This window comes from Daejeonella oryzae DSM 19973 (assembly GCF_000422945.1).
GTDB classification, from domain to species: domain Bacteria; phylum Bacteroidota; class Bacteroidia; order Sphingobacteriales; family Sphingobacteriaceae; genus Daejeonella; species Daejeonella oryzae.
Genome location: NZ_AUHA01000002.1, coordinates 888636 through 914206 on the forward strand (window position 1 = coordinate 888636; position 25571 = coordinate 914206).

Consider the following 25571-nt stretch of genomic DNA (forward strand, 5'->3'; position numbering starts at 1 on the left):
AGCAGAAGTTCTTCGCTATTGTTGTTTTAAACTTAATTTTTATGAAAATAGAGGATTGTTTTTACATCGGATATGTGACCAAAACCAAAGGTCTGAAAGGCGAAGTGCAAATCTTTTTTGAATATGAAGAACCCGAAGATTTAAAACTGGAAACGGTGTATGCCGAGATAAATGGAAAACTTATTCCCTATTTCGTATCCTCCAGTAAGCTTCAGAATAACCAAACCGGTAACTTTTATTTTGATGATGTGGATCATATCGACAAAGCCGAAAAACTGGTCAGGAAAAAAATATATCTTCCTAATTCAGAAAAGCCAGTTCGAGATGAGGATGAATTTCTGATCACCGATTTGAAGGGTTTCATCGTACATGATAAGCATTTTGGCGAATTAGGTGAAATCATCGAGATACATGAATATCCTCAGCAATTTGTAGCAGTGGTACCTTATAAATTTCGTGAAGTGATGTTTCCGCTGAATGATGACCTGATCGAAGAGATTGACCAGGAAAACGGAATCCTGAAAGTAAATCTTCCGGAAGGATTGGTTGACTTATATACCCAAGAATAATTTTTTGTCAAAAATATTTGACATTTGTCAAATTTGTTTTACATTTAATCAAACAAATTTGACGTTATGGAAAATCGATTTTTACTTCCGCATTCCTTCCAAATGGTTGGTTGGATTATGTTTATTCCCTTTTTATTTTTAGGAATCGCACATCTCTATTTTGATTTTAACTTCAGTTTCCTGGACTTCCATTTGCCCGCATATTCCCGGGATTCTCTCTATACTAAAGGAAACCTGACTGATGAGATTGCGGCCTTAGGATTAATCATAAGCCTGATGATGATAGGATTTTCGAAAGAGAAAATAGAGGATGAACAGATTGCCAGCCTTCGTCTGGACTCCTTGCAATGGAGTATCTATGTTAATTATCTCGTACTGGTTCTTGCTATCATATTCATTCACGGGATGGGCTTTTTGGTTGCGATGGTGTATAACATGTTTACTGTATTGATCTTCTTTATCATCCGTTTTCGCTGGGCAGTCTATCGTGAAACAAAATTGTTAAACAATCAGCAGCTATGAAAAATAAAATAAAGATAGAGCGGGCTATTAAAAATTTAACTCAGGCGGATCTTGCAGAACTTGTGGGAGTTTCACGGCAAACAATTAATACCATAGAATCGGGCCGCTACGTTCCGTCCACTGTTTTGGCTTTAAAAATCTCAAAAGTCTTTGGCGTACCCTTTGATGAGATTTTTTCACTGGAAGAGTCCGACTAACTGATTATAATTCTCAATTCTTAATTCTCAAATCTATCTTTGCACATGCGTTTTGATATAATCTCTGTTTTGCCCGCTTTGTTAGAAAGCCCTTTTGCTCATTCAATTTTACAGCGGGCACAGAAAAAAGGCTTGTCAGAAATACATGTACATAACCTTCGGGATTATTCCACACATAAGCAAAAATCTGTTGATGATTATCAGTATGGCGGGGGCAGCGGCATGGTAATGAGCATCGAGCCGTTTGCAAACTGTATGGATTATTTAATGTCTGAGCGTGACTATGATGAGATTATTTTCATGACTCCGGATGGGGAAACATTAAAGCAAACGATTGCTAACGAGCTTTCTTCCAAAAAAAATATCATCATTCTTTGCGGTCACTACAAAGGCATTGATCAGCGCATACGCGATTTGTATGTTACCCGTGAGATATCTATAGGTGATTATGTGCTTTCGGGTGGAGAATTGCCGGCAGCAGTTTTAGTTGATACTGTTGTGCGTCTTTTACCAGGTGTTTTAAATGATGAAACTTCTGCCCTTTCTGATTCTTTTCAGGGAGAATTGCTGGATGCACCCGTTTACACCCGCCCTGCAGATTGGAAAGGACATAGGGTGCCTGATATTTTACTGAGCGGAAATGAAGCAGCGATAAATAATTGGCGCCACGACCAGGCCCTGGAGCGCACCCAGAAACGCCGGCCGGATTTGCTGAAATAAAATTGATGTTTTAATCTTTGTTATTAAAGGAGCAATTGGCATTAATCAATAAAAACAAAGAAAAATGAGCAACCCTGAATTTAATATTCGCGAGTATTTTCCAATTACAGATCCGGTACTGATTTTTTCAGTGGTGCTTTTCATAATCTTAATAGCTCCGATAATATTAAAAAGATATAATATTCCCAATCTCATTGTTTTAATTATTGCAGGAGTCATTGTGGGTCCAAACGGATTAAATATTTTGCTCCGTGACCAGAGTATGGTGCTTTTTGGCACAGTGGGGCTTTTATATATTATGTTTATTGCCGGCCTGGAAATAGACATGAATGACTTTATCCGAAATAAAAATAAAACACTGATACATGGTTTTTTAACCTTAGTTATTCCCGGAATAATGGCTGCTTTGGTGGGATATTACATTTTAAACTTATCCTTCATTTCCTCATTGTTGTTTGCAAGCGTTTTATCTTCCCATACATTGCTTGCGTATCCCATAATCAGTCGCTTAGGAATAACAAATTCCAGAGCTGTAAGCATTGCCGTTGGCGGAACTATAATTGCAGATACCGGCGCACTTCTTATCCTGGCGATGATTGCCAATTACACCAAAGGAGCGCTTGATTACATTTTTGCCATACGTATGGCTATATCGCTTTCCATTTTCGGATTTGTAATCTTTTACGGCTTCCCTAAAATATCCCGATGGTTTTTCAAAAACTTTGCAAGCGAAGGCGTTTCTCAATATATTTTTATTCTTGCACTGGTTTTTCTTGCGGGATTTTTAGCCCACTTAGCAGGAATAGAACCGATTATTGGTGCGTTTTTGGCAGGTTTGGCGCTAAACAGAATGATTCCGCATTCTTCCCCATTAATGAACCGAATCGAATTTGTTGGGAATGCTCTTTTTATCCCATTTTTCCTGATCAGTGTCGGCATGCTTGTCAATCTCTCGGTGGTATTTAAAGGAATAAATGCAATCGCTGTTTCAGGCGTTTTAATAGTTGTGGCAATTAGCAGTAAATGGATTGCAGCATTTATTACTCAGAAAATATTTCGCTTTAGCTCTACAGAAAGAAATTTGATCTTTGGATTAACTACGGCCCGGGCTGCTGCCACACTTGCCTCTGTACTTATTGGTTTCCTGCTCGGATTATTATCCGAAGAAATTCTAAACGGTGCAATTATTATGATCTTAATCACCTGTTTAGTGAGTACACTAATTGTGGAACGGGCCGGCCGAAAACAGGTTATGGAGGAAGAAGTAAGCATTCCTGAATTGCCAATAGAAAATCCCGAGCGAATTTTAGTCCCTATCTCTAATCCGGAAAGCATTGAAAAATTAATTGATTTTGCCGTAATGCTGAAAAAGCCGCGGTCAGCAGAACAAATTTTTCCATTGATAGTCATTCCGGATGATGATGCCACCCACGAGCATGTTATCCGCAGTTCCAAGATTTTAGATAAAGCTGCAAAATTTGCTGCTGCTTCAGATAACGGAGTAACCGGAGTCACCAGGGTTGATATGAACATTGCAAGCGGCATTCTCAGGGCTATTAAAGAATTGTCTATTACTCAGGTTGTCATTGGATGGCATGCCCGCCACACCGCTAAAGAATGGATATTTGGAAGTGTACTTGATAATTTGCTCGAGCGGTCGGGAAAGATGGTTTTGGTAACTAATTTTGTGAACCCCTTAAATACTACCCGCCATATTGTGGTTGTAGTTCCATCATTTGCAGAATTTGAGTCCGGCTTTTTACATTGGACATCTACTCTGATTACTCTTGCCAAACAAGCCGGAGCAGAACTTAAATTTTACGCTTCTGCAGCAACCAACAATCAGTTTAAAAAGGTTTTTGCCGAAAGTAAAACCAGCGTACCTACTCTCTATGAAGAGTTTAATAATTGGGATCAGTTTAAAAAATTTGAATCCATTGTTGAAACTGATGATTTGCTTGTGGTTATCAGTGCAAGAAAGGCCTCTATTTCTCATCATTCAGATTTGGATAATACACCCCGGCTTTTAAGTAAACATTTTAGTGATAAATCTTTTGTGGTTATTTATCCTGAACAAAATAACCTGTTTAATACAGATCCTGCATACAGCATTCAAACATTAAAATATACTGATTAATCAGTAGCCGAAATCCCCGAAAAGGATGGTAAAAATGTTTATTATTTATAAAATGTGGAAAAAGTTTAATCAGGCTTTTTTAAATTGAAAAATTTACCTAATATTGCAGTCCGATTTTTAGGGTCTAAAAATCGACTTTAAGAGCTTAAAATCATGGATTTAGTAAAATTTGTAGAAGAGCAGTTAGCGGCGAAAAAGGAAGTTCCTGCATTCAAAGCCGGAGATACTGTTAGCGTTCATTATAAGATTCGCGAAGGAAATAAGGAACGTATCCAGATATATCAGGGTGTTGTTATTCAGCGGAATAGTGCAGGTGTAAACGAAACATTCACTGTTCGTAAAATGTCTAATGGTGTTGGTGTAGAACGGATATTCCCCATTAATTCCCCAAACATTGATAAAATTGATGTAAACAATCATGGAAAAGTGCGTAGAGCAAAATTGTTCTACTTACGCGAGTTGACTGGTAAAGCTGCTCGTATCAAATCTAAGAGAGTTTAATTTATTTCATATTTACGAGCCTCCCTTCCGGATTAATTCAGGATGGGAGGCTTTTTTGTTTTTATGCTTTGACAGGGCCTGTCATCAATATCAGCATTCATGCTATTTTTTGCCTGGTCATGATTATCTGTATTATTTGAAAGTACAATGAAAGAACTATTAAAACGCTTTGAAGAAAAGCGTCCCGAAATCATATTTGAATGGAAAGATGCCGAAACAGAGGCAGAAGGCTGGGTAGTAATTAATTCTTTACGGGGCGGAGCTGCTGGCGGTGGTACGCGTATGCGTAAAGGATTAGACAAACGCGAGGTAGAATCATTAGCCAAAACGATGGAGGTTAAATTCACTGTTTCTGGTCCGCCCATTGGTGGTGCAAAATCCGGAATCAATTTTGATCCCGCAGATCCTCGTAAAAAAGGCGTGTTAGAAAGATGGTACAAAGCCGTTATGCCACTGCTTAAAAGCTATTACGGTACCGGTGGCGACTTAAACGTGGACGAAATCCATGAAGTAATTCCTATTACAGAAAACTACGGATTATGGCATCCTCAGGAAGGCGTTATTAACGGACATTATCATGCACGTGTTAATGAGCGCATTCATCAGATTGGCCAGCTTCGTTACGGAGTTTCCAAGGTTTTGGAAGATATTAACTTCTCCCCTGATATAAAAAGAAAATATGTGGTTGCTGATATGATTACCGGTTATGGTGTTTCTGAATCTATCAGGCATTTTTATAATTTATATGGCGGAGATATTAGTGAAAAACGTGCCATTATCCAGGGTTGGGGAAATGTTGGCGCAGCAGCCGCTTTTTATCTGGCGCAACAAGGTGTAAAAGTGGTGGGAATAATAGATCGTGTTGGCGGTTTATTAAAACCGGAAGGTTTTACATTTGAGGAGATCAGAACCTTGTTTTTAAACAGAAAGAGCAATACACTGGTTGCAGATAACCTGATTCCTTTTGAAGAAATTAATAAATCCATGTGGAATACCGAAGCGGAAATTTTTGTACCGGCGGCAGCTTCAAGACTTGTTTCTGAGGCTCAGGTTAAAAGTTTAATCCAAACAGGCCTGGAAGTTATTGCTGCGGGCGCTAACGTTCCGTTTGCAGATCAGGAAATCTTTTTTGGTCCTATTATGGAGCATGCCGATAATAACATTGCGGTCATTCCTGATTTTATATCCAATTGCGGCATGGCACGGGTTTTTGCTTACCTTATGGAGAGAAATATCGAAATGAGTGACGCAGCGATATTCAGCGATGCATCAAAAGTAATTCGCATAGCGATTGAGAAAATTCATGAGAAATCATCAAACAGAACCGAGCTTTCTAAAACAGCTTTTGAAATTGCTTTGGAACAATTAGTTTAACCTATGGATTTAACTTATTTAAATCATGTATTTTTAGGAAACAGCATTAAGAGCTATGTTCTTGTTGCCCTGATCTTATTCTTTGGATTGCTCTTAAAACGAGTGATTTCACGGCTTTTAAGTAAGTTGCTATTTAAATTATTTGGCCGTTTTGGAGATCATGCAAATCCGCAGGTATTTGTTTCATTGCTCATTCGCCCAATTGAATTCCTTTTATTTATTGTGGTAATCTATTCGGCCATCAATCAACTGAGCTATCCGCTTAATGAAGTGATTTTTAGCCGGGAAATTACTGTGGATAAAGTTGTTTCAAAATACGAGATAACTCCGATTCAGATTTTTGATAAATTATTCCTGTTTCTTTTTATCATTTCCATATTCTGGATAGTTCTCCGGATTATTGATTTTATTTCCCATGTTTTTCTTTACAAGGCATCACTTACTGATTCTAAATCAGATGATCAAATGGTGCCGTTTGTAAAAGAACTCTTAAAAATTCTGACCATAATTTTCGGAATTTTTGTGATGATGGGAGCTGTTTTCGATCTGAACGTGGCAACTATTATTGCTGGTTTGGGAATCGGCGGAATTGCAGTCGCATTAGCGGCTCAGGATACCCTTCAGAATCTGCTGGGCTCGTTTACTATTTTTGCTGACAAGCCCTTTGTGGTTGGTGATTTGGTAAAACTGGATAAGTTTGAAGGAACGGTAGAAAAAGTAGGTTTCAGAAGTACTTTGCTACGAACCCTTGATAAAACGATGGTCATTATTCCCAATAAGAAAATGACAGATACTCCTCTTGAAAATCTTACTCTGCGTAATTTAAGGCGTATGAAGTTTAATGTAGGCTTAAAGTACGATACGCAGGCGGCTACTATGCTGAAGATTTCAAGAGAAATCGAAGAATATGTAAATAAGCATCCTTCTACAAGTAATGATACTCTTGTAACATTTGATTCTTTTGGTGATTCTGCCTTAAATATTCAGGTTTTATACTTTATAGCCATTGTAGAATACAATGAATATATGCACATCAGGCAGGAAATCAATTACCAGATTATGAGAATTGTAACAGAAAATGGGGCCGGCTTTGCATTTCCTTCTCAAACTGTTTATCATGAATATACCGGCAAAGAGCCCGGTGTTGAAGACACAAAAAAATCCGTTTAGTTTTAAACGGATTTTTTTAATGAAGCGAATCTTAATCTACATTTCTAACTCTTTTTAAGAGTTGTTTTTGCAGCAGGAGCTGCCTTCTTTGATTTCATATCCATGCAGCATTCGTCCCCTTTTTTACAATCTTTTTTTGTACTTGTTACAGTTTTGGATTTATCTGCAGATTTAGTTTTAGCAGGCTCAGTTTGAGCTGAGACAGCAGAAATACTTACTGCAAGAACCAACAGTGTGAATATTTTTTTCATCTGGAATCGGGTTTATTATTAGCGTTTAGTAAGATTTAGATTTGTATTTATGTTAAATTTAAGAATAATTTATTTCTGTTTATCAGGCTTTTAATTCTGCCAGAATAGTAATACCACCTTTTACAGTATCCCCCAGATTAACATTTATTTCTGAACCGATGGGTAAAAAAACATCTACTCTTGAACCGAATTTTATGAAACCGAACTGTTCTCCCTGTTGTGCATTATCTCCATCTTTTGAATAGCATACAATCCTTCTGGCCATAGCGCCCGCAATCTGGCGGAACAGGACAGAAACCCCATTCCTGGTTTCTACAACAACTGTAGTCCGCTCATTTTCTGTAGACGACTTTGGATGCCATGCCACTAAAAATTTACCGGGATGATATTTGAAAAATTTAACGACTCCGCTGATTGGATATCGGTTTACGTGAACATTTATAGGGGACATGAAGATAGAAATCTGAATACGGCGATCTTTAAGATATTCAGTTTCTTCGGTTTCTTCTATAACTACTACTTTGCCGTCTGCCGGACAAACAATCTCATTTTCTGAGGCAACAGTTTTAATAGATGGACTGCGGAAAAATTGAAGAATTGTAATAAAAAGTAAAAATGATAAAATGTAAACGGTCCAGTGTAACCAGTCTGTGCCGGGTACAAAAAAATGTATAGCTGCATTTAAGATAAATATAAACAGAATGCAAAGAGCAAGGGATGTATACCCTTCTTTGTGAATAGTCATTTGAAAATAAAATTAAATAAGGTGCAAAAATGCAAATTTTTTACTCTGTACAAAGATTAATAATTTACGAGGCATAAACTGGCCGGTCAGGTTTCTGTTGGTACGTGCTCTGCCCTGTAAATGTCTTTTAAATTACGACCCAGACCATTGTAATCAAGTCCGTAACCAATTACAAATTCATTAGGTATTTCAAAACCTACGTACGTAATTTCTTCCAGATCCTGGTTTAACTTGCGGGGTTTCAATAATAGGGTACATACATTTAATGATGCCGGATTATGCTCTTTAATTATATCAATAACATGTTTTAGTGTATTGCCTGATTCAACAATATCTTCAACAATAATTACATCCCGGTCTTTCAGATCCATGTACAGGTCAATTTCCTTTCTTATTTTTCCGGTACTTTGATCCCCCTCATAGGATGAAACTTTAATGAAAGTTACTTCAGAAGAAATACCAACCTCTTTCATTAAGTCTCCAAGAAACATAAAGCTTCCGTTTAAAACCCCAACAAAAACCGGAACGCGTCCTTCATAATCTACTTCCAGCTGAATGCCAATTAAACGAATTCGTTTTTTGATCTGATCATATTCTATCAGCAGTTCAAAATCTTTCTGATCTATCTGGATGTTCATGGCTTAAAAATACAAATCAGAACTTAATTTCCGCCACTTTTCTGCCGGGCTTCTTTTTCCCTGCGGCGCTGTTCACGGCGCTCCTGGCGCAACTCCGCAGGTGTTTTTTCTTTGGTGGCGCTTGATTTTGATTTGCCGATATCATTCACATTAATGGTATCAGGTTTACGCTTGCCAAAAATTTGCTGTAAAATACTTACTGAGCTTTCTTCCTCATCTTCATATAAGCTATCTGCCAACAAAGAATCCGCGGGTGGCATTTGTGTACGCAGACTTTCTCTTAACCGAACACCATAAAATCCATATACGTTAGAATCTGGCTGAGCCAAACCTCTTCGCTGCATAATTCCACCAATAAGCCTGAAATATCCGCGTAAGCCGGTTTTTAAAGTTCCGTCGCCCTGGAAATAATACATTCCTGATTTTGGTTTCGGAACAATACTGGCGAGGAAAATACTTTCTCCCAAATCAAGCTGTGAGGGGTGTTTATTGAAATAATGCCTGGATGCTTCACCAATTCCGTATACATTTTTTCCCCATTCAATAAGATTCAGGTAGACTTCGAACATGCGTTGTTTGGATGATAGATTAGTATTTTCAATAATCCACACAATCAGAATTTCTTCAATTTTACGGGCAATGGTTTTTTGCCGGTTGAGATAAACATTTTTTACCAGCTGCATTGAAATAGTACTTCCGCCGCGTTTAAATGCTTTTTCTTTAAAATTTGTAGCTATCGATTTGCGGATTGATTCTTCTACAAAACCATTATGACTGTAGAAAGATGGATCTTCGGCAGTTAATAAAGCATTTCGCAGGTAGGGCGAAATCTGGTTAATGGGAGTATAATCCGGATTTTGAGGACCAATTGTTATGTTCCTCATCGGTTTACCGTACTCGTAAGGTGTATAAACAAAGCTGCTGTTTATTTTACCAAGATTGGTAGCTCCCCAGTTTACTACTTTGAAATTATTTTTTCTGAGTCTTGAATCAAATACAACCTGGTCCGGATATTTGGTGTCAAGGCGGAAATTTAAATCATACTGGAGTTTGCCGGTCACTTTCATCCCATCCAGAGATTCAAATAAGCCATGAGGAAATGCATCGAAAAGTTGCTGAGCATCTAATTCTTTTGTTCTTAATTTCAGCTCATAAATTTTGTTAGCTCCCAGTGTATATTTAATAAAAGGATTTGCTTCTATGTTTTGAAGATGAATAGTTGAAGTACTGTCTATTGAGACATAATTTTCTCCAAAAACCATATCAGCATCTATAGAACCGCTCGGAACTACAATATCATTACTTGCTATTCGGGGATGGTTTACCAGAAGATTTTTAACCGCCCAGGAACCAGATATTTTAAATTCATCTCCATCTCGCTGCACCCGTTTCATTTGCGTGCTGATGGTGTCGAAATTTAATTTCAAGCCGAGCTTTTTTTCCAGATACGGAAGCTCCACTTTCTTTCCATCGGCAAAAAGCATCAGATCCAGTTGCTTGTCTCCCGGATCTACACTTCCCTGAACATGCCAGACAGATTCTTTTCCGTTAATCAAAATGGTTGATTTTACCTGTCCGTTATCAATGGTTGCTGAGCTGGTATTGAGGGTAATTTTATTGGCATTTTCCTGAAGCCTGATTTCAAAATTCCGGATATCCATATCATCCGGGATTTTGTACAGCATTTGGTTAAGAAGATTGTTGGCAAGTTCGGCAAGATTTACTTTATGAGATGATTTGACAGAATCCACACCTTTTTTGCGGAAAAGAAAATCATAATTACTGATACTGTCTTTTTTCCTCAGGCTAATCCAGGAGTCAGTCATAGAAACTTCTGCCAGTTTGATGTCTCCCAAAATCAGCGGGAAGAGCTTAATACCTACCTTGAAATTTTTAATGAATGCCAGACTGTCCCTGTTTTCGGGAACGATAGAAATTTCCTCAAAATCAATTGTTTTTAATCCTGCAAAGCGGGCGGTTTTAATTTTTACATTGAGGTTATAATCATTTTTGGCCTTTCTTATTGCTTTTTCAATGGCTACTTTCAGTAAGGCTTCCCGTTTTGTATAAGCGATGGATCCGCCTATTAATATGATGAGTAAGAGGGATGCAAGTATTATTCCGCCAATTTTATAATATTTCTCTGGTCTTTGCATGGGGCTGGTTTACACAGTATAAAGCTCTCAGCGTAAAAAACGTTTTTACTAATTGAATATTCTGTGAGTCAAATATCTGTAAAAAGAGGCATTAAACAATTTTTACGCTTGTGGTTTAGTATTTTTGCCCGCAAAACTTTATACTTTCTTCATAAAAATGATCAGCCAGGAACAGGTACTAAATGCCTTGCGTTATGTAGAAGATCCCGATCTTAAAAAAGATCTGGTTAGCTTAAACATGATTGAGGATATCCGGATAGATAATAATAAATTAAGTTTTTCGGTGGTGCTTACCACACCGGCTTGCCCGATGAAAGCGATGCTTGAAAACGCCTGCAGAAATGCAATCGCACATTTTATCAGTAAAGATATTATTGTGGATATCAATATGACCTCCAGGGTTACCAGCCGGCCTACACCCACCTTATCTAATATAAAAAACATTATTGCGGTTGCTTCGGGTAAAGGCGGAGTGGGTAAGTCAACGGTTGCCGTAAATCTTGCTCTTGGCCTTTCTAAAAAAGGAGCAAAAGTTGGATTAATAGATGCAGATATCTACGGACCTTCAATTCCGATGATGTTTGGAGTAGAAGGAGAGCGTCCAAGGGCGTCAGAAAATGCAGAAGGGAAAACACGGATAGAGCCAATTTCAAAATACGGTATCAAATTATTATCCATCGGTTTCTTTACAGATCCCAATCAGCCTGTACCCTGGCGTGGTCCAATGGCATCTAACGCCATCAAGCAGTTGTTTAACGATGCCGACTGGGGCGAACTGGATTACCTGGTTGTTGATCTTCCTCCGGGAACGGGAGACATCCATATTACCATTACTCAATCGTATCCTATTACAGGTGCTGTAATTGTAACTACACCTCAAAATGTGGCTCTTGCCGATGCACGTAAAGGAGTTGGAATGTTTTTGATGGATTCAATCAATGTTCCTTTACTGGGAGTGGTGGAAAACATGTCCTATTTTACGCCGGCCGAGCTTCCGGAAAATAAATACTATATTTTCGGTAATGGCGGTGGCAGAAAATTAGCCGAACAGTTTAATACTACTTTTTTAGGGGAGATCCCGCTGGTTAAAGGAATCAGCGAAAGCGGTGATGAGGGAAGGCCTGTAATTTTACAGGATAATGATGTGATGAGTCAGGCATTTATGCATATTGCAGAAAGAGTAGCGCAGCAGGTTGCTATTCAGAATGCCCGTATTTAAGCAATTTTTAAAATTAGTATCTTTAAAAAAATATTAACACATCATGGATTTGCTAGAAAAAGTTGAGAACGCACTTAATACCATCAGACCTTATCTTGAGGCGGATGGCGGAAATGTATCTGTAGAAGAAATTACTGCAGACAACATTGTGCGTTTACGCTTGCTTGGATCATGCGGATCATGTCCGATGAGTATCATGACACTCAAAGCCGGTATTGAACAAGCTATAAAACGTGAAGTTCCGGAAATTGAAGGTGTTGAAGCAGTTAATCTTACCGACATGGATGATCCAAACGCAGTAATGCCGGAGCGTTTACAATAGATCTTTAAGGCATAGCCTAATTGCAAATGTCTGTTTAACACTATTTAACAGAAGCTGGGTCCGATTTTTGATATATTTGATTTATGCGTAATTGCTTGTTCCTCTTCTTTATATTATTATCGGGATACGGTTTTGCTCAAACTCCGGATAAAAGATTAATTCAATTCTCGGGAGTTGTTATAAATCCTGATAGTAACTCTGTTGTTCCGTACGTAACGGTAACCAATGTTTCGTCACGCAATCAGGTATTTTCAGCTAATTATAAAGGATACTTTTCATTTGTAGTTCATGAGGGCGATACACTCGTTTTTAGTGCCATCGGCTATAAGCGTGAAGGAATCCTTGTTCCCATAAACCTTCCGGATAATAAGTTTACGGTGATGATGAAACTGAAGCAGGAAGCTATTAACCTCCCCGCTGTACAGGTTTATCCCTGGGCTAGTACTGATGAATTTAAGAAGCAATTTCTGACCATGAAATTTGCAGATGATGATCTGGAGATTGCCAAAAAGAATGTTTCCAGAGAAAATCTTTCAGCTCTTTCAGCAAACCTGCCTCGAGACGGACAGGAAATGCAGAGCTATAATTTCCAGAATAACCATAGTAATCTGGTTAATAAAAACATGAACCAGAGAATGGCTAATCCTTTATTAAATCCATTTGCATGGGGAGCTTTGATTCAGCAAATTATGCAGGGCGATAAAAGCCGGAGCAAAGACTAATATTTTGATTACTATCTTCTGTTTTTCCCGCCTTTATTTCCCCCCTTTAAAGCTGGAAATTTCATTTTATAGTCCACTTTAACATAACCTTTAGAAATAGAATCTAACCGGTTTTTTAGCATGGCTTTGCGTAGAGGGCTCAACTTATCTGTAAATAACTTACCTTCTATATGATCATATTCATGCTGAATAATCCGGGCAGATAATCCGGAATAACTCTCTTCATGATGAACCCAATTTTCATCGTAATAAGAAATGGTTAGGTTTTCCGACCGACTCACATCTTCCCGGATATCCGGAATACTTAAGCAACCTTCATTAAAGGACCATTTATCGCCGGTTTCTTCAAGTATTTGGGCATTGATAAAAATTTTACGGAAATTTTTTAATACGATATCGTCTTCTGCAAAGGGAGCGGCATCTATCACAAATAAGCGCAGGGATATGCCTATCTGAGGTGCGGCAATACCTACCCCGTGGGCATTGTACATGGTGTCAAACATATTGGCGATAAGAGCTTCAAGGTCGGCATAGTCCTGAGGAATGTCGAGGGCTTTTTTACGTAATACCGGATCACCGTAAGCAATAATTGGCAGTTTCATGTTGCAAAAATAATATTTTAGGACTTAAGATTGCCTTGGTTCGAAAACAAGTGTAGAAAGTTGCTCTTTATTAAACATTTGATTGGCTATTTCTAATAGTTGAGAAGCCGTAACCGCATTGATTTTTTCAAAAACTTCCTCCAAGGAATCTACTTTGCCGTAATCCAGCAAACTTTTTGCCATTGAAATAATCAGGCCCATCCGGTTTTCCTCACCAAGCGCTATCTGGCCAATAAATTTCTGTTTTGCCTGGTGAAGTTGTATCGCTCCCAGGGCATTATCAGTCAATTTCTTTAATTCGCGATAGACCAGCTTCATGGCTTTTTCAGTTTTTTCTGGATCAGTTCCAAAATAGATTGAAAAAATACCGGTATCACTCATGGGTGTATAATTCGATTCTATGGAATAAGCAATTCCATGCTTTTCCCTGATTTCTAAATTTAAACGCGAACTCATGCCGGTTCCGCCCAGCAAATTATTTAAAAGTAAAAAACCTATTTTATATGGGTGATGGATATCATATGAACGATTTCCAATTACGCAGTGAGTCTGGTTTATTGGCCGGGAGAATGTTTGAATAACAGGCCGATACGCATTGATTTTTTCACGTTCTCTTGAAGGTAAGTTAGATTTTATTCCTCCAAAAATTTTCTCTGAAATTTTGATGACTTTTTTAAAATCATAGTTTCCCAATACACCGATGATGATTTCATCAGTTCTGTAATTTGAATTGATAAACGAAAAGATATCTTCTCTCTTAAAAGTTTCCACAGTATCAGGAGTTCCCAGGATATTTCTGCCAAGGGAATGGCCTTTAAAAAGTAAATCTTCAAAATCATCATTTACCGCTTCATCCGGCTGATCCTGGTAAGAAGATATTTCGTCAAGGATGACTTCCTTTTCCTTCTGCATTTCATCTTCCGGAAATACTGAATGGAATACGATATCTTCGAATAAGTCTAAAGATCTTTCCAGATGTGGATTTAAAAAAGATGCGTGAATGCAGGTATATTCTTTGGTGGTATACGCATTCAAATCTGCGCCGACTAATTCAAGCCTGTTTAAAATCTGTGCGGTACTCCGGCGCTCTGTTTTTTTAAACAGCAAATGTTCTATAAAATGAGCTAATCCATTATTGGCATTATTTTCATCGCGGGAGCCTGCATTTAAAATGATGCATGCATGGGAAATACTGGAAGGATTGGGTTTGTGAAGTATTCGAATACCATTGGAAAGAGAATGTACCTGATAATCCATATTCTGCGAATTTATATAAAAGCTATGAATATAGGTTTATTTCAGTCTGCTTAGGTTACTTGGGAAATTGATCAGCTTAAAGATTACCATTGTTAATTATCCCTTTCATCGCTGATTCCCGAATATGGTTTTCTGCGATTCGGTTTAATTTATGGTCGGTGTTCTTTTCTTCTTCCAGAGTTAAATTTAAAAGATCTGCAGCCTGATTAAATCCAAGAACTTCAGCAAGTATTCTTAAAGTTCCGTAAGATGCAATCTCATAATGTTCTATTTTCTGACTGGCGGCAATAATTGCTACATCACGAGTCATAGATCCGTTTTCAGTTGCAGATAAAATATTTTCTGCTTCTTTAATCATGCCATCCATGGCTTCGCACTTCTTAGATTCTGCTTTTTCATCCAGTCCGGCAAAAACCTGTTCTAATCTAACAACCTGGTTTTCGGTTTCACTTAAATGGTTCTCAAGTAATTCACGCAATTGGGAAGAAGTGGTTTTTTTTGCAATTCTGGGTAATACTTTGCAAAAGCTCTTTTCAGCCCAGTAAATATCTTTTAAAGCTTCAATAAAAAATGCCCTTAATGCCGAATTTTCTCCTTCCGAAATATCTGTTACTGAAAGTGATTGTTTTACTGCCATTGATTTACTCCTTATACTTCGCAATGATGAATAACATTACCACTATGAGATGGTTTAAGGAATAATCATGCCACTAAGCTCATTATTATAATAATTAGTGTTTTAACTTGCCTTTGTAGGTTTTCTTAAAAAGCTGGTACCGCGGAATAGATACTGCTCTTACATACGTATTATTGGGATTATTTATGATGTAATTCTGATGATACTCTTCTGCTCTGTAAAATTCTTTTAAGGGCTTTAACTCCGTTACTATGGGTTTTTTAAACCTACCCGATTTACTTATTTCACGCACTCCCTGCTGAGCTAATTTCTGTTCGGCGGCTGAGGAATAAAATAAAATAGAGCGGTAAGATGATCCTCTGTCAGGGCCTTGTTGGTTTGCTGTAGTCGGATCATGAGATGCAAAAAATACTTTTACTAATTCAGCGTAGCTAACTATTTTAGGATTATAATAAACCAACACGGTTTCTGCATGCCCCGTTGTTTCGGTATTAACAAGGTCATAGGTTGGGTTTGGAGTAGTTCCACCTGCATAACCGGATATAGCTGAATCAACACCAGCAACATCTTCAAAAATATGCTCAGAACACCAAAAGCAACCTTCGGCAAAAGCTGCAATTGCCTTACCGGGAGGGGCTGTCAGCCTGATTTTTTTAACGTCAGTTTTCTTAGATTGGGCATTGCATGATAACATGCCGAAAGAGATAAATATTAAAGCCAGGGCGGATGTAAAAAGTTTCATTTTATTTTTTAGTACAATATACGCGAAGCAACGAAATTTGGCTTTTACATTCTGTAATGTGAATGTCAAGCTTAAAACGCGGAGCGCTTTGATTGGTGCTAATGAGAATGGACCGTATTTAAGAATTAGCCTGCCCAGCCTTCGCGGTCCAAACTTCTGTAGTGAATAGCCTCCGCTAAATGCTCCAGGTCTATTTCATCACTTCCGGCCAGGTCTGCAATAGTTCGTGAAACTTTAAGGATCCGGTCATAGGCCCGTGCTGATAACCCGAGTTTTTCCATTGCTTGCTTCAGCAATAACTGACCAGCTTCGTTTATCCGGCAAATATCACGAACGGTCTTCGGACTCATCTGAGCATTACAAAAAACATCCGCTTTTTCTTCAAATCGCTTTAACTGAATATTGCGGGCATTTATAACCCGCAAGCGAATCGTGTCGCTTTTTTCGGCCAACCGATCAGAAGATAGTTCATTGAAATTTACCGGAGTAACTTCTACATGCAAGTCAATGCGATCAAGCAGAGGACCGGATATTTTGCTGAGATATTTTTGAACAATCCCGGGAGGGCAAATGCAATCTCTTTCCGGATGATTGTAAAAACCGCAGGGGCATGGGTTCATAGAAGCAACCAACATAAAGCTTGCAGGATAATTAACAGAGGATTTAGCCCTCGAAATGGTCACTCTTCTTTCTTCCAGAGGCTGCCGCATAACTTCCAGAACGGTTCTTTTAAATTCGGGAAGCTCGTCTAAAAATAGAACACCGTTATGAGCCAAAGAAATTTCTCCGGGCTGTGGATTGGTGCCGCCACCAACCAGTGCAACATCGCTTATAGTATGGTGAGGAGAACGGAATGGCCTTACAGTCATTAAGGAATCTGAAGCGGATAGCTTACCTGCTACAGAATGAATTTTGGTGGTGTCGAGCGCTTCATACAAATCCAAAGGTGGTAAAATAGTAGGCAACCTTTTAGCCAGCATGGTTTTTCCGGCACCCGGCGGACCAATTAAAATCAGATTATGCCCACCGGATGCTGCAATCTCAAGGGCTCTTTTAATACTTTCCTGACCTTTAACATCAGAAAAATCATTTTCATAATTACTTACATTATTTAAAAACTCCTCCCGGGCATTTACTACTGTTCTTTCAAGCTTGACTTCTCCGTTAAAAAAACCGATTACATCAACAAGACTTTCTACCGCAAACACTTCAAAATCGGTAACAATAGCGGCTTCGCGGGCATTTGCTTTGGGAAGAATTAACCCTTTAAATCCATCTTTACGGCCTTGTATAGCAATTGGTAAAGCCCCTTTTATAGGTTGCAAACCGCCATCCAGTGATACTTCACCCATAATAAGATACTCTTTTAGTTTTTCGCTTTCAATCTGGCCTGAAGCGGCAAGAATTCCTATCGCGATAGCAAGGTCATAGGCTGATCCTTCTTTACGAATATCTGCGGGAGCAAGATTAACCACAATCTTTTGGCGGGGCATGGTATAACCGGAATTATTGATTGCGCTTTCTACCCTCAGCATACTTTCTTTTACCGCATTATCAGGCAAGCCAACTACAAAATAAGTGGTGCCGCTGCTGATATTGACTTCGATGGTAATGGTAATTGCTTCTATTCCATAAACGGCACTTCCAAAGGTTTTTACAGGCATTTGTGAAAGCTTTTTACCTAAAATACAGAATTTTAATTATAAAAAAACCCTGTGCATTTTGATCAGCACAGGGTTTTAAAATCAATTTTTTGAATGATTATTTCCCAAAAGGCATTTTAGGCATACCACGCATCATTTTTGCGGCTGCCGCCGGATTTGAAAATTGTTTCATCATTTTACGCATGTCTTCAAACTGTTTTATGAGTTTGTTTACTTCTGTAATATTGGTTCCGGATCCGTTTGCAATTCTGGTTCTTCGGCTTTGATTGATAGAATCCGGGTTTTCACGTTCATACGGTGTCATCGAACGGATGATAGATTCAATTGGCTTAAATGCATTATCGTCTATATCGATATCTTTTATAGCTTTCCCAACTCCGGGAATCATGCCCATCAGATCTTTCATGTTACCCATTTTTTTGATCTGCTGTATCTGGCTGATAAAATCGTTAAAATCGAATTTATTTTTGCGGATCTTTTTCTGGATTTCGGCGGCTTCTTTTTCATCAAACTGCTGCTGTGCACGTTCAACCAATGAAACCACATCACCCATACCCAAAATCCGGGAAGCCATTCTGTCCGGATAGAATACATCAAGCGCTTCCATTTTTTCGCCGGTTCCGATGAATTTTATGGGCTTATTTACAACAGATTTTATGGAAAGTGCCGCACCACCACGGGTATCACCATCCAGTTTGGTTAAAACAACACCTGTGAAATCTAAACGATCATTGAAAGCTTTGGCTGTATTTACCGCATCCTGCCCTGTCATGGCATCAACCACAAATAAGATCTCATGCGGATTGGTTGCAGCTTTTACATCCGCAATCTCATTCATCATCTGCTCGTCAATAGCCAAACGACCGGCGGTATCAATAATTACAACATTGTTTCCGTTCTTTTTTGCTTCGGCGATACCGGCTTTTGCAATAGAAACCGGATCCTTAGAATCAGCATCTGTAAATACAGGAATACCAACCTGACCGCCGAGAATTTGTAACTGGTCTATTGCCGCCGGACGATAAACGTCACAGGCTATCAGTAAAGGCTTTTTGCCTTTTTGAGTTTTTAAAAAATTTGCCAGCTTACCGGTGAACGTGGTTTTTCCCGCTCCGTTTAATCCGGCAATCAAAATAATGGTGGGATTTGTCGTTAAGTTAAGATCCTGAACGGTTCCTCCCATCAACTGGGTCAACTCGTCATTCATCACCTTAGTTAGCAACTGACCCGGCGAAATAGATGTTAAAACATTTTGACCCAGAGCTTTTTCTTTTACATCATCAGTAAAAGCTTTGGCAGTTTTATAGTTAACGTCAGCATCTAAAAGAGCTTTGCGAATCTCTTTCATTGTTTCGGCAACGTTTATCTCTGTTATACTTCCCTGGCCTTTCAGAACCTTAAAAGCTCTGTCGAGTTTATCCTGTAAATTTTCAAACATGGTTTCTCAAAATGTTAATCGGCCAAAATTAGCAATATTCTAAAGAACTTGGTAAGGGTAAAGAATATTGACTAAAATCTCCTGCAAAAATTTTTTCCTCCGGGATTTATTGCGGCTTTAAATTAACCAGGATAGACTCTTCTAAAATATTTCACCGCCTTTTTTCGGCCCTTTACCGAAAACTTCAGGCTTCCTGCCTTTTTGTAATTGTCGTGCTATACGCCAGAGGCTACATTTGGTTCAACAATTCCAAAACAGAGAAATTAAAGAGGAAATTCTCTGAAAATAATGATGGGGAAATTTTAACAAAATTTAACACATGTTGCTGCAGCTTTTTTTATCCGCACAGCGTCATATGACTAATTGATTAAGCAATTGAATACTTGCCTGTAACATGACAGGATTAGAAATATCTAAAAAATTTAAACAGATGAATAAACTAGTACTTTTTACCCTGCTTGGAGCAAGTATTTCATTTTTTAATGAAGTACGGGCTGCTGATAAGGAACCTGAGATAAAAAAAATTAATGCCATAAGAATCGATAAGGCTCCTAAAATTGACGGGATTTTAGATGACGAGGTTTGGAAATCTGCTCCAATAGCAAGCGGTTTTGTGCAGTTAAGACCTGTGCCGGGGCGTATGGAGAAAGATAATCAGAAAACAGAAGTACGCATTGTGTATGACAATGCCGCCATTTATGTATCTGCTAGAATGCATGAAGTTAGCCAGGATAGTATTGCCCGGCAACTGGCGCCCCGCGATCAGGTGGGCAACGCAGATTTCTTCGGGATCGTTTTTGATACCTATCTGGACAAAATTAATGGTAACGGATTTTTTGTAACCGCTGCCGGCTCGCAGTTTGATGCCAAATATTCTGCCAGCGGAAATGAAGATGAATTATGGAACGCGGTATGGGAAAGTGATGTTAAGATTGATGAAACGGGCTGGAGTGTCGAAATGAAAATTCCGTATTCTGCATTGAGATTTTCAAGCAATGATATTCAGAAATGGGGAGTGAATATGATCCGTAAAAGGCAGAATGTTCAGGAGCAGTTTTTTTGGAATCCCCTTGATCCAAATAAAAATGGATTTATTAATCAGAGCGGCGAGCTGACAGGAATATCCAATATAAAGGCGCCGATGCGTTTATCCTTTTCGCCCTATATTTCAAGTTATGTAAACAACTACCCTTATAATCAGCCCGGCATTAAAAATACAAGCGGCTCATTCAATGGCGGGATGGATATTAAATATGGTATCAATCAAAGTTTCACTTTGGATATGACCCTAGTTCCGGATTTTGGACAGGTACAATCAGATAATCAGGTACTAAACCTTACACCTTTTGAAGTTCAGTTTAATGAGAACAGGCAATTTTTTACCGAAGGAACTGAGCTTTTCAGTAAGGGAGATTTGTTTTATTCCCGTCGTATCGGGTCAAATCCTACTTTCTTAGGACCAGCAGAAACCAATCCCGGCGAACGGATTACTGCATATCCAACAGAAAGCAAGCTGCTGAATGCGACAAAAATATCCGGGCGAACTGCTAAAGGGTTGGGAATTGGATTTTTTAATGCCATTACCAACCGCATGAAGGCTTCCCTGGAAGACGATCTAGGAAATACCCGTTTGGTGGAAGTGCAGCCTTTAACCAATTACAATATTTTTGTGCTAGACCAGTCTCTTAAAAATAATTCCTCATTAAGTTTTATTAATACCAATGTTCTTCGTCAGGGTTCGGCGTATGATGCAAACGTATCTGCGGTGGATTTTAATCTGAATGATAAAAAGAATGTTTGGAACATAAAGGGAACCGGCCGCATAAGTTATCTGAAGGGCGGAGAGTTTAACAGCGGGCAGGAAGGCTATAGTTATGACCTTAAGTTTGGAAAGCAAAGCGGAAAGTTCGTTTATAATTTTCTTCAAAAATTAACCACCGATACCTATGAGCAAAATGATCTGGGCATATTATTCAACAGAAATTTTTTAGATAATTCTGTATTTGGAGAGATCAATTTATACAAGGGCAAAAAATTATATAATGAATTGCATGCTTTTGTTCAGCTTAGATATTCCCAGAGATATAAGCCAAGAACCTATCAGAATTTTGTAGCAAGTAGCGGAATGTATATGCAGTTTAAAAACCTGTGGTCTGTAAATGCAAATGTAGAATGGCAACCAGAAGGAAATGACTTTTATGAATCCAGAAACGGATTGGTTTACAGAACTCTTGGAAATAAATTTGCCGGACTAAACCTGAGTTCTAACAATTCTAAAAAATATAACGCCGGTTTTTACTCATACATAACCGCAGAAAAAAGGTTTAAAGGAAAAGGACTCGATCTGGGTTTTTATCAGAATTACCGGATTAATAATAAGTTTAGCGTAGGTAATGATTTTAGTTACGAACCGCGTTTCAACTATTCCGGTTGGGTAGGTTCATTAAATAACCAGACAATATTCTCACGCTTTGACCGCCAGACGGTTGTAAATTCAGTTGATGCCAAATACACATTTAACACTAAAATGGGAATCAATTTAAGAGCCCGCCATTACTGGTCAAACCGCATTAACAAAGACTTTTATAATTTGCTTGCAGACGGAAATCTTGAAGCAACGAGCAACCGGGTGGAAGGCGCAAACCGAAACTTTAATACCTTCAACCTCGATATGAATTATGTATGGCAATTTGCTCCCGGAAGCGAGCTAACCATTACCTGGAAAGATGCTTCAATTGCTTCAGAAAATTCAGTATTAAAAGGCTACGGAAATAATTTCGACCATATTTTTAAGTCTCCGCAGAACAATAGTCTTTCATTTAAGATTTTGTACTACATAGATTATTTGCAGCTGGCCCGCAAAAGATAGTTTTGATTATGATTAATTTGATTAGGTATCAGCTTTCGCTGATGCCTTTTTTATTGAATACCTTTTTTATTGAATATTTATTACAACGTCTTAGCGGTTGATTTTATAGACCAATCCCAGCGAAAGCGTTTGGCTTGCCTGAATTTTGTTGGCCGTGTCATCATCATAAAGCGCAACTCCGCTTACTGCCACATTAATTAGTTTGTTAACCCGTGCAGTGATGGTTAAATCAAGGCGATGGTCTATCCCGCTTAATTTATCGTAGCTGGCAAACATCGCATAGCGGCTTTTTAAATTTATATTGCTTGCAATATCTTTATCAATTGATCCTACTACCTGAAAAGCCAGCTCATTCCTGAATCTTTTTCCGGGAGTAACCCCAAAGTTTTTTGGATTGGTACGATACAGGCCCGTATCCAGAACAAAGGTTTGTCTTGCCGTTCCGGTTCCTATCCTCACAAAGAAATACTTAACGGGCTTATATTCAAATCCAATAGATTCTGTTAAATAACCGGGCGACATAAACCGGGATAAAAGGGTGCGGGTTTCTTTTCCTTCCGCATTTTTGCTGAACGAATAGCCCAGGTCAAACTGCGATTCGTAGTTTAATGATCCGAAGAAATACCAGGATTTGGAGAGTTTTAAAGCCACTTTATTATCCCAAAATATTCTGTCGTTGGTTTTGCGTTCCAGTTGCCCCCTGTTTTTTAGCTTGCCGTATTGTAGCAAAACCTCTGAAACAAAGTTTTTATCATCCTTGGTGTAATCTGATTTATAATTAAACTGGGAGCCTAATGCCAGCGTATTTACCCCGCCGCTGCTCCAGTTATCACTAAAAGAAGCCTGGTTAAAATTAATGCCGAAAGAAATCCAGTTACGCCAGTAATTCATCCGGATATCTATTTCTGACTCTGGAAGAATTATGGGTTTTAAAGTCAGATTGGGTCTGCCAACTGGCAGACTGTTCTTCCGCGGATATTGCCGAAGTTCATTAAGCAATAAAGTATCAGGTTTCGGAATCGTGTCCTGAGCTTTCGATTGATTCAGAATAGCGGAACTTAAAAAGAAAAATAGGATCAGAAATCGCGTAAGCATTTCACAAATAAACCTAAAAATGAGGTTTATTTAAAATTGAGCTTTCATTATCTTTTTAAAAAGTTTACCCAGGCCCAAATTTTTCTGCTTTTCAGATAATCGGTATGACCGTCTTTTTCATATGCTTCGCGTTCGAAAACGATGTTTAAGTAAGCCTGATGATGATTTTTGTAAATTGCCAGATTAATTAAATAGTTTATTAAATAAAGCAAATAGAATGGAACAATCAGCAGTTCCAATTGCTGGCGAAGATGAATTTTTTCGTGATCAATAATCTGCTTATCTTTTTTTACATGAAGGTATTTAACCAGAATAAAAGGAAACAAAGCCATCCCGGTAGATGGTAGAAATGGAACGTGGACAATCATGAATCTCATTAACTCTATTCTAAAGGAGGCAGCCTGAATGCAGATGGATTTTGTACATATTTCTGATAGCTGCTTCTTATAAACTGGATCAGTTCATAGTCATATGCTTCAATCACAAAATTATAAGAAGGTTTGTATTGCTGGATAAAATCAACCAGCTTATCGCCTTTTAAACCTGTTACGCTCGACACCAGATTTGGGTTGTAGCGGTAATTAATCATCGCCTCGTTATAATCTCGTTCTATAATGCGCTGCAGTTGTCGTGCATTTTTCCCTTCGCGGCTAAGCAAATTATAAAGAGCGTTGATGCTGAGTCCGGCACCCCCCGCACCACTGCTGCCGCCCTGGGTAAACACATCCTTTACAGTTCCTTTGCTGTAGGCGTCTTTATATTCTTTGCGGGTTTCTTTTAGCTGATCTTGCGGAGTTTTTAAGGTATCAGTAATCCGTACTTCTTTCAGCAGAATACTTTTGCTCTTCAGGTAAAACAAAAGGGTAGTTTGGCTGCTCACCCGGATGGTATCTACATTGTAACCTTGTAAAGCAGCAACCAGAATGTCGCCGACAGATGCAGTGGTTGTAAATTCACCTTTGCTGTTATTGTAAAATCCTTTGCCGGTACTGGTATTGTATATGTAAACCCGTGTCAGTCTTTGTTTGCTGTTCAGGTCAAACACAATTCCCTGAATAGATTTTTCCTGTGCAATCAGTTCTCCGGCCAGCAGACAAAAAGCAAAGAAGACAAGAACTATTTTTTTCATCGCTTAAAACTAGAGCAAATAATTTTGAGGTTATACCTTTTAACAAAACTTAACATTGTACAAGGTATGCAGCCTGATTATTTAGACACCAGCAATAACTGACCCAATTGAATATCTTCTTTCTGCAGGTTGTTCAAAATCCTGATTTCCTCTATCGTTAATGAAAATCGACGACTAATAGAATACAACGTATCGCCCTTTTTTACCTCGTAAATTTTCATAGCCACGGCGGGACGGGCATTTTCTTTCGTTTCCTGCGGAATGTTGTTTACTATTTGAGCCAGCACTTTATCCTCCCGGATAATTTTCTCTTTTTCATTTTCCCTTCGGTCATACTGGTCCAGATTATAACGCTGCACCAGGCTGATCAGCAGTTCCGGGTATTTCGGATTTGTAGCATAACCTGCCTGTTTTAAACCGTAAGCCCAACCCTGATAATCATTTTTATCCAGCTCAAACAAGGATGCATAACGTTTCCGTTTTAAAAATTCTGAATGATCTCTGAACGATTCTTCGGCGTTGGAGTAAACCCTGAAACAATCATCAATTTTATCATCATCTCTCAATACAGTTTTGCCACGCCATTCGGGTGTGCACTTAATACCGAAATGATTATTCGCCTCGCGGGCAAGGGTGCTGTTTCCGTTTCCGGATTCGAGTAATCCCTGCGCCAATGTAATGCTTGCCGGAATTCCCGATTTATTCATTTCGCTTATCGCGATAGCTTTATAGCGGTTAATATAATCCAGACCAGAATACCGGTTAATGAGCGTATTTTCTGAAAGCACTTTTTGCCTTGCCGGAGCAGCAGGCGTATTTACAGTAAGCTTTTTGGTACTGCAGGAACTTAGAATAATGGTTGTAAATAGCAGGATCAAAAGGGATGGTTTCATAT

Annotated in this window: 26 protein-coding genes; 12 read left to right on the forward strand and 14 right to left on the reverse strand. The window is 38.6% G+C overall.

Translation table 11 applies throughout. From position 1 onward, the window contains the following. Nucleotides 1-41: 41 nt before the first annotated feature. The 8 genes from rimM to G521_RS16460 all read left to right on the forward strand — a co-directional run bounded on the left by rimM (nucleotide 42) and on the right by G521_RS16460 (nucleotide 7190). The gene (rimM, locus tag G521_RS0104350) at nucleotides 42-569 is read left to right on the forward strand and encodes a ribosome maturation factor RimM (protein WP_026897443.1); all 528 of its coding nucleotides are present in this window, start codon (nucleotides 42-44) and stop codon (nucleotides 567-569) included. Nucleotides 570-635: 66 nt separating this feature from the next. Then, the gene (locus tag G521_RS0104355; RefSeq protein WP_026897444.1) at nucleotides 636-1091 is read left to right on the forward strand and encodes a hypothetical protein; all 456 of its coding nucleotides are present in this window, start codon (nucleotides 636-638) and stop codon (nucleotides 1089-1091) included. Beyond that, the gene (locus G521_RS0104360) at nucleotides 1088-1288 is read left to right on the forward strand and encodes a helix-turn-helix transcriptional regulator (protein WP_026897445.1); all 201 of its coding nucleotides are present in this window, start codon (nucleotides 1088-1090) and stop codon (nucleotides 1286-1288) included. Before G521_RS0104355 ends, G521_RS0104360 begins: the two co-directional genes overlap by 4 nt. 45 nt (nucleotides 1289-1333) lie before the next feature. Then, nucleotides 1334-2008 carry a tRNA (guanosine(37)-N1)-methyltransferase TrmD gene (gene trmD, locus G521_RS0104365; RefSeq protein ID WP_026897446.1) on the forward strand — a complete coding sequence of 225 codons (675 nt, stop codon included), beginning with the start codon at nucleotides 1334-1336 and terminating at the stop codon, nucleotides 2006-2008. Nucleotides 2009-2072: 64 nt separating this feature from the next. Further along, nucleotides 2073-4145: a cation:proton antiporter gene (locus tag G521_RS16455; protein WP_051189449.1), complete on the forward strand. Its 2073-nt coding sequence runs from the start codon at nucleotides 2073-2075 to the stop codon at nucleotides 4143-4145. Between the two features lie 153 nt (nucleotides 4146-4298). Beyond that, a complete protein-coding gene (gene rplS, locus G521_RS0104375) occupies nucleotides 4299-4646 on the forward strand; it encodes a 50S ribosomal protein L19 (protein ID WP_026897447.1) in 348 nt (115 codons plus the stop codon). Nucleotides 4647-4793: 147 nt separating this feature from the next. Next, nucleotides 4794-6020: a Glu/Leu/Phe/Val dehydrogenase dimerization domain-containing protein gene (locus tag G521_RS0104380; RefSeq protein ID WP_026897448.1), complete on the forward strand. Its 1227-nt coding sequence runs from the start codon at nucleotides 4794-4796 to the stop codon at nucleotides 6018-6020. Nucleotides 6021-6023: 3 nt separating this feature from the next. Next, nucleotides 6024-7190, forward strand: coding sequence for a mechanosensitive ion channel family protein (locus tag G521_RS16460; protein WP_051189450.1), 1167 nt, complete (start codon nucleotides 6024-6026; stop codon nucleotides 7188-7190). A gap of 44 nt (nucleotides 7191-7234) precedes the next feature. On the opposite strand, the gene G521_RS0104390 is transcribed toward G521_RS16460, so the two are convergent. From G521_RS0104390 to G521_RS0104405, 4 genes are all read right to left on the reverse strand, one after another. Further along, complete coding sequence (locus tag G521_RS0104390) at nucleotides 7235-7441, reverse strand: hypothetical protein (RefSeq protein ID WP_026897449.1); 207 nt, start codon at nucleotides 7439-7441, stop codon at nucleotides 7235-7237. An 82-nt stretch (nucleotides 7442-7523) separates the two neighbouring features. Continuing rightward, on the reverse strand, nucleotides 7524-8186 hold the full coding sequence (locus G521_RS0104395) for a phosphatidylserine decarboxylase family protein (RefSeq protein ID WP_026897450.1): 663 nt from the start codon (nucleotides 8184-8186) through the stop codon (nucleotides 7524-7526). Nucleotides 8187-8272: 86 nt separating this feature from the next. After that, the gene (hpt, locus tag G521_RS0104400; RefSeq protein ID WP_026897451.1) at nucleotides 8273-8824 is read right to left on the reverse strand and encodes a hypoxanthine phosphoribosyltransferase; all 552 of its coding nucleotides are present in this window, start codon (nucleotides 8822-8824) and stop codon (nucleotides 8273-8275) included. A gap of 23 nt (nucleotides 8825-8847) precedes the next feature. Next, entirely contained in the window at nucleotides 8848-10980 is a 2133-nt protein-coding gene (locus G521_RS0104405; RefSeq protein ID WP_026897452.1) for a biosynthetic peptidoglycan transglycosylase, read from the reverse strand. Nucleotides 10981-11137: 157 nt separating this feature from the next. Here G521_RS0104405 and G521_RS0104410 point away from each other — a divergent pair, with 157 nt between their 5' ends. From G521_RS0104410 to G521_RS0104420, 3 genes are all read left to right on the forward strand, one after another. Continuing rightward, nucleotides 11138-12199: an Mrp/NBP35 family ATP-binding protein gene (locus tag G521_RS0104410; protein ID WP_026897453.1), complete on the forward strand. Its 1062-nt coding sequence runs from the start codon at nucleotides 11138-11140 to the stop codon at nucleotides 12197-12199. A 43-nt stretch (nucleotides 12200-12242) separates the two neighbouring features. Next, nucleotides 12243-12521 (forward strand): NifU family protein, encoded by a 279-nt coding sequence (locus tag G521_RS0104415; RefSeq protein WP_026897454.1) that lies wholly within the window; start codon nucleotides 12243-12245, stop codon nucleotides 12519-12521. Nucleotides 12522-12604: 83 nt separating this feature from the next. Further along, nucleotides 12605-13243, forward strand: coding sequence for a carboxypeptidase-like regulatory domain-containing protein (locus G521_RS0104420; protein WP_026897455.1), 639 nt, complete (start codon nucleotides 12605-12607; stop codon nucleotides 13241-13243). Nucleotides 13244-13254: 11 nt separating this feature from the next. Here the strand turns inward: G521_RS0104420 and def are convergent, their stop codons facing one another. The 6 genes from def to ffh all read right to left on the reverse strand — a co-directional run bounded on the left by def (nucleotide 13255) and on the right by ffh (nucleotide 19583). Then, on the reverse strand, nucleotides 13255-13845 hold the full coding sequence (gene def / locus G521_RS0104425) for a peptide deformylase (protein ID WP_026897456.1): 591 nt from the start codon (nucleotides 13843-13845) through the stop codon (nucleotides 13255-13257). 24 nt (nucleotides 13846-13869) lie between these two features. Next, nucleotides 13870-15102 (reverse strand): M16 family metallopeptidase, encoded by a 1233-nt coding sequence (locus G521_RS0104430; protein WP_026897457.1) that lies wholly within the window; start codon nucleotides 15100-15102, stop codon nucleotides 13870-13872. A 76-nt stretch (nucleotides 15103-15178) separates the two neighbouring features. Next, complete coding sequence (locus G521_RS0104435; protein ID WP_026897458.1) at nucleotides 15179-15739, reverse strand: YciE/YciF ferroxidase family protein; 561 nt, start codon at nucleotides 15737-15739, stop codon at nucleotides 15179-15181. A gap of 94 nt (nucleotides 15740-15833) precedes the next feature. After that, nucleotides 15834-16481 (reverse strand): peptide-methionine (S)-S-oxide reductase MsrA, encoded by a 648-nt coding sequence (gene msrA, locus G521_RS0104440; protein WP_026897459.1) that lies wholly within the window; start codon nucleotides 16479-16481, stop codon nucleotides 15834-15836. Between the two features lie 125 nt (nucleotides 16482-16606). Beyond that, the gene (locus tag G521_RS0104445; RefSeq protein WP_026897460.1) at nucleotides 16607-18145 is read right to left on the reverse strand and encodes a YifB family Mg chelatase-like AAA ATPase; all 1539 of its coding nucleotides are present in this window, start codon (nucleotides 18143-18145) and stop codon (nucleotides 16607-16609) included. A 97-nt stretch (nucleotides 18146-18242) separates the two neighbouring features. Then, nucleotides 18243-19583, reverse strand: a complete 1341-nt coding sequence (gene ffh, locus G521_RS0104450) for a signal recognition particle protein (RefSeq protein WP_026897461.1) — start codon at nucleotides 19581-19583, stop codon at nucleotides 18243-18245. A 430-nt stretch (nucleotides 19584-20013) separates the two neighbouring features. Here ffh and G521_RS0104455 point away from each other — a divergent pair, with 430 nt between their 5' ends. Further along, a complete protein-coding gene (locus G521_RS0104455; RefSeq protein ID WP_026897462.1) occupies nucleotides 20014-22452 on the forward strand; it encodes a DUF5916 domain-containing protein in 2439 nt (812 codons plus the stop codon). A gap of 90 nt (nucleotides 22453-22542) precedes the next feature. Here the strand turns inward: G521_RS0104455 and G521_RS0104460 are convergent, their stop codons facing one another. The 4 genes from G521_RS0104460 to G521_RS0104475 all read right to left on the reverse strand — a co-directional run bounded on the left by G521_RS0104460 (nucleotide 22543) and on the right by G521_RS0104475 (nucleotide 25569). Further along, nucleotides 22543-23547 carry a DUF3078 domain-containing protein gene (locus G521_RS0104460; RefSeq protein ID WP_036678150.1) on the reverse strand — a complete coding sequence of 335 codons (1005 nt, stop codon included), beginning with the start codon at nucleotides 23545-23547 and terminating at the stop codon, nucleotides 22543-22545. A gap of 47 nt (nucleotides 23548-23594) precedes the next feature. Beyond that, a complete protein-coding gene (locus G521_RS0104465; RefSeq protein WP_026897464.1) occupies nucleotides 23595-23924 on the reverse strand; it encodes a hypothetical protein in 330 nt (109 codons plus the stop codon). Nucleotides 23925-23929: 5 nt separating this feature from the next. Continuing rightward, the gene (locus G521_RS0104470; protein WP_026897465.1) at nucleotides 23930-24676 is read right to left on the reverse strand and encodes a peptidase associated/transthyretin-like domain-containing protein; all 747 of its coding nucleotides are present in this window, start codon (nucleotides 24674-24676) and stop codon (nucleotides 23930-23932) included. Nucleotides 24677-24753: 77 nt separating this feature from the next. Continuing rightward, nucleotides 24754-25569, reverse strand: a complete 816-nt coding sequence (locus G521_RS0104475) for a glucosaminidase domain-containing protein (protein ID WP_026897466.1) — start codon at nucleotides 25567-25569, stop codon at nucleotides 24754-24756. Between the last annotated feature and the right edge of the window lie 2 nt (nucleotides 25570-25571).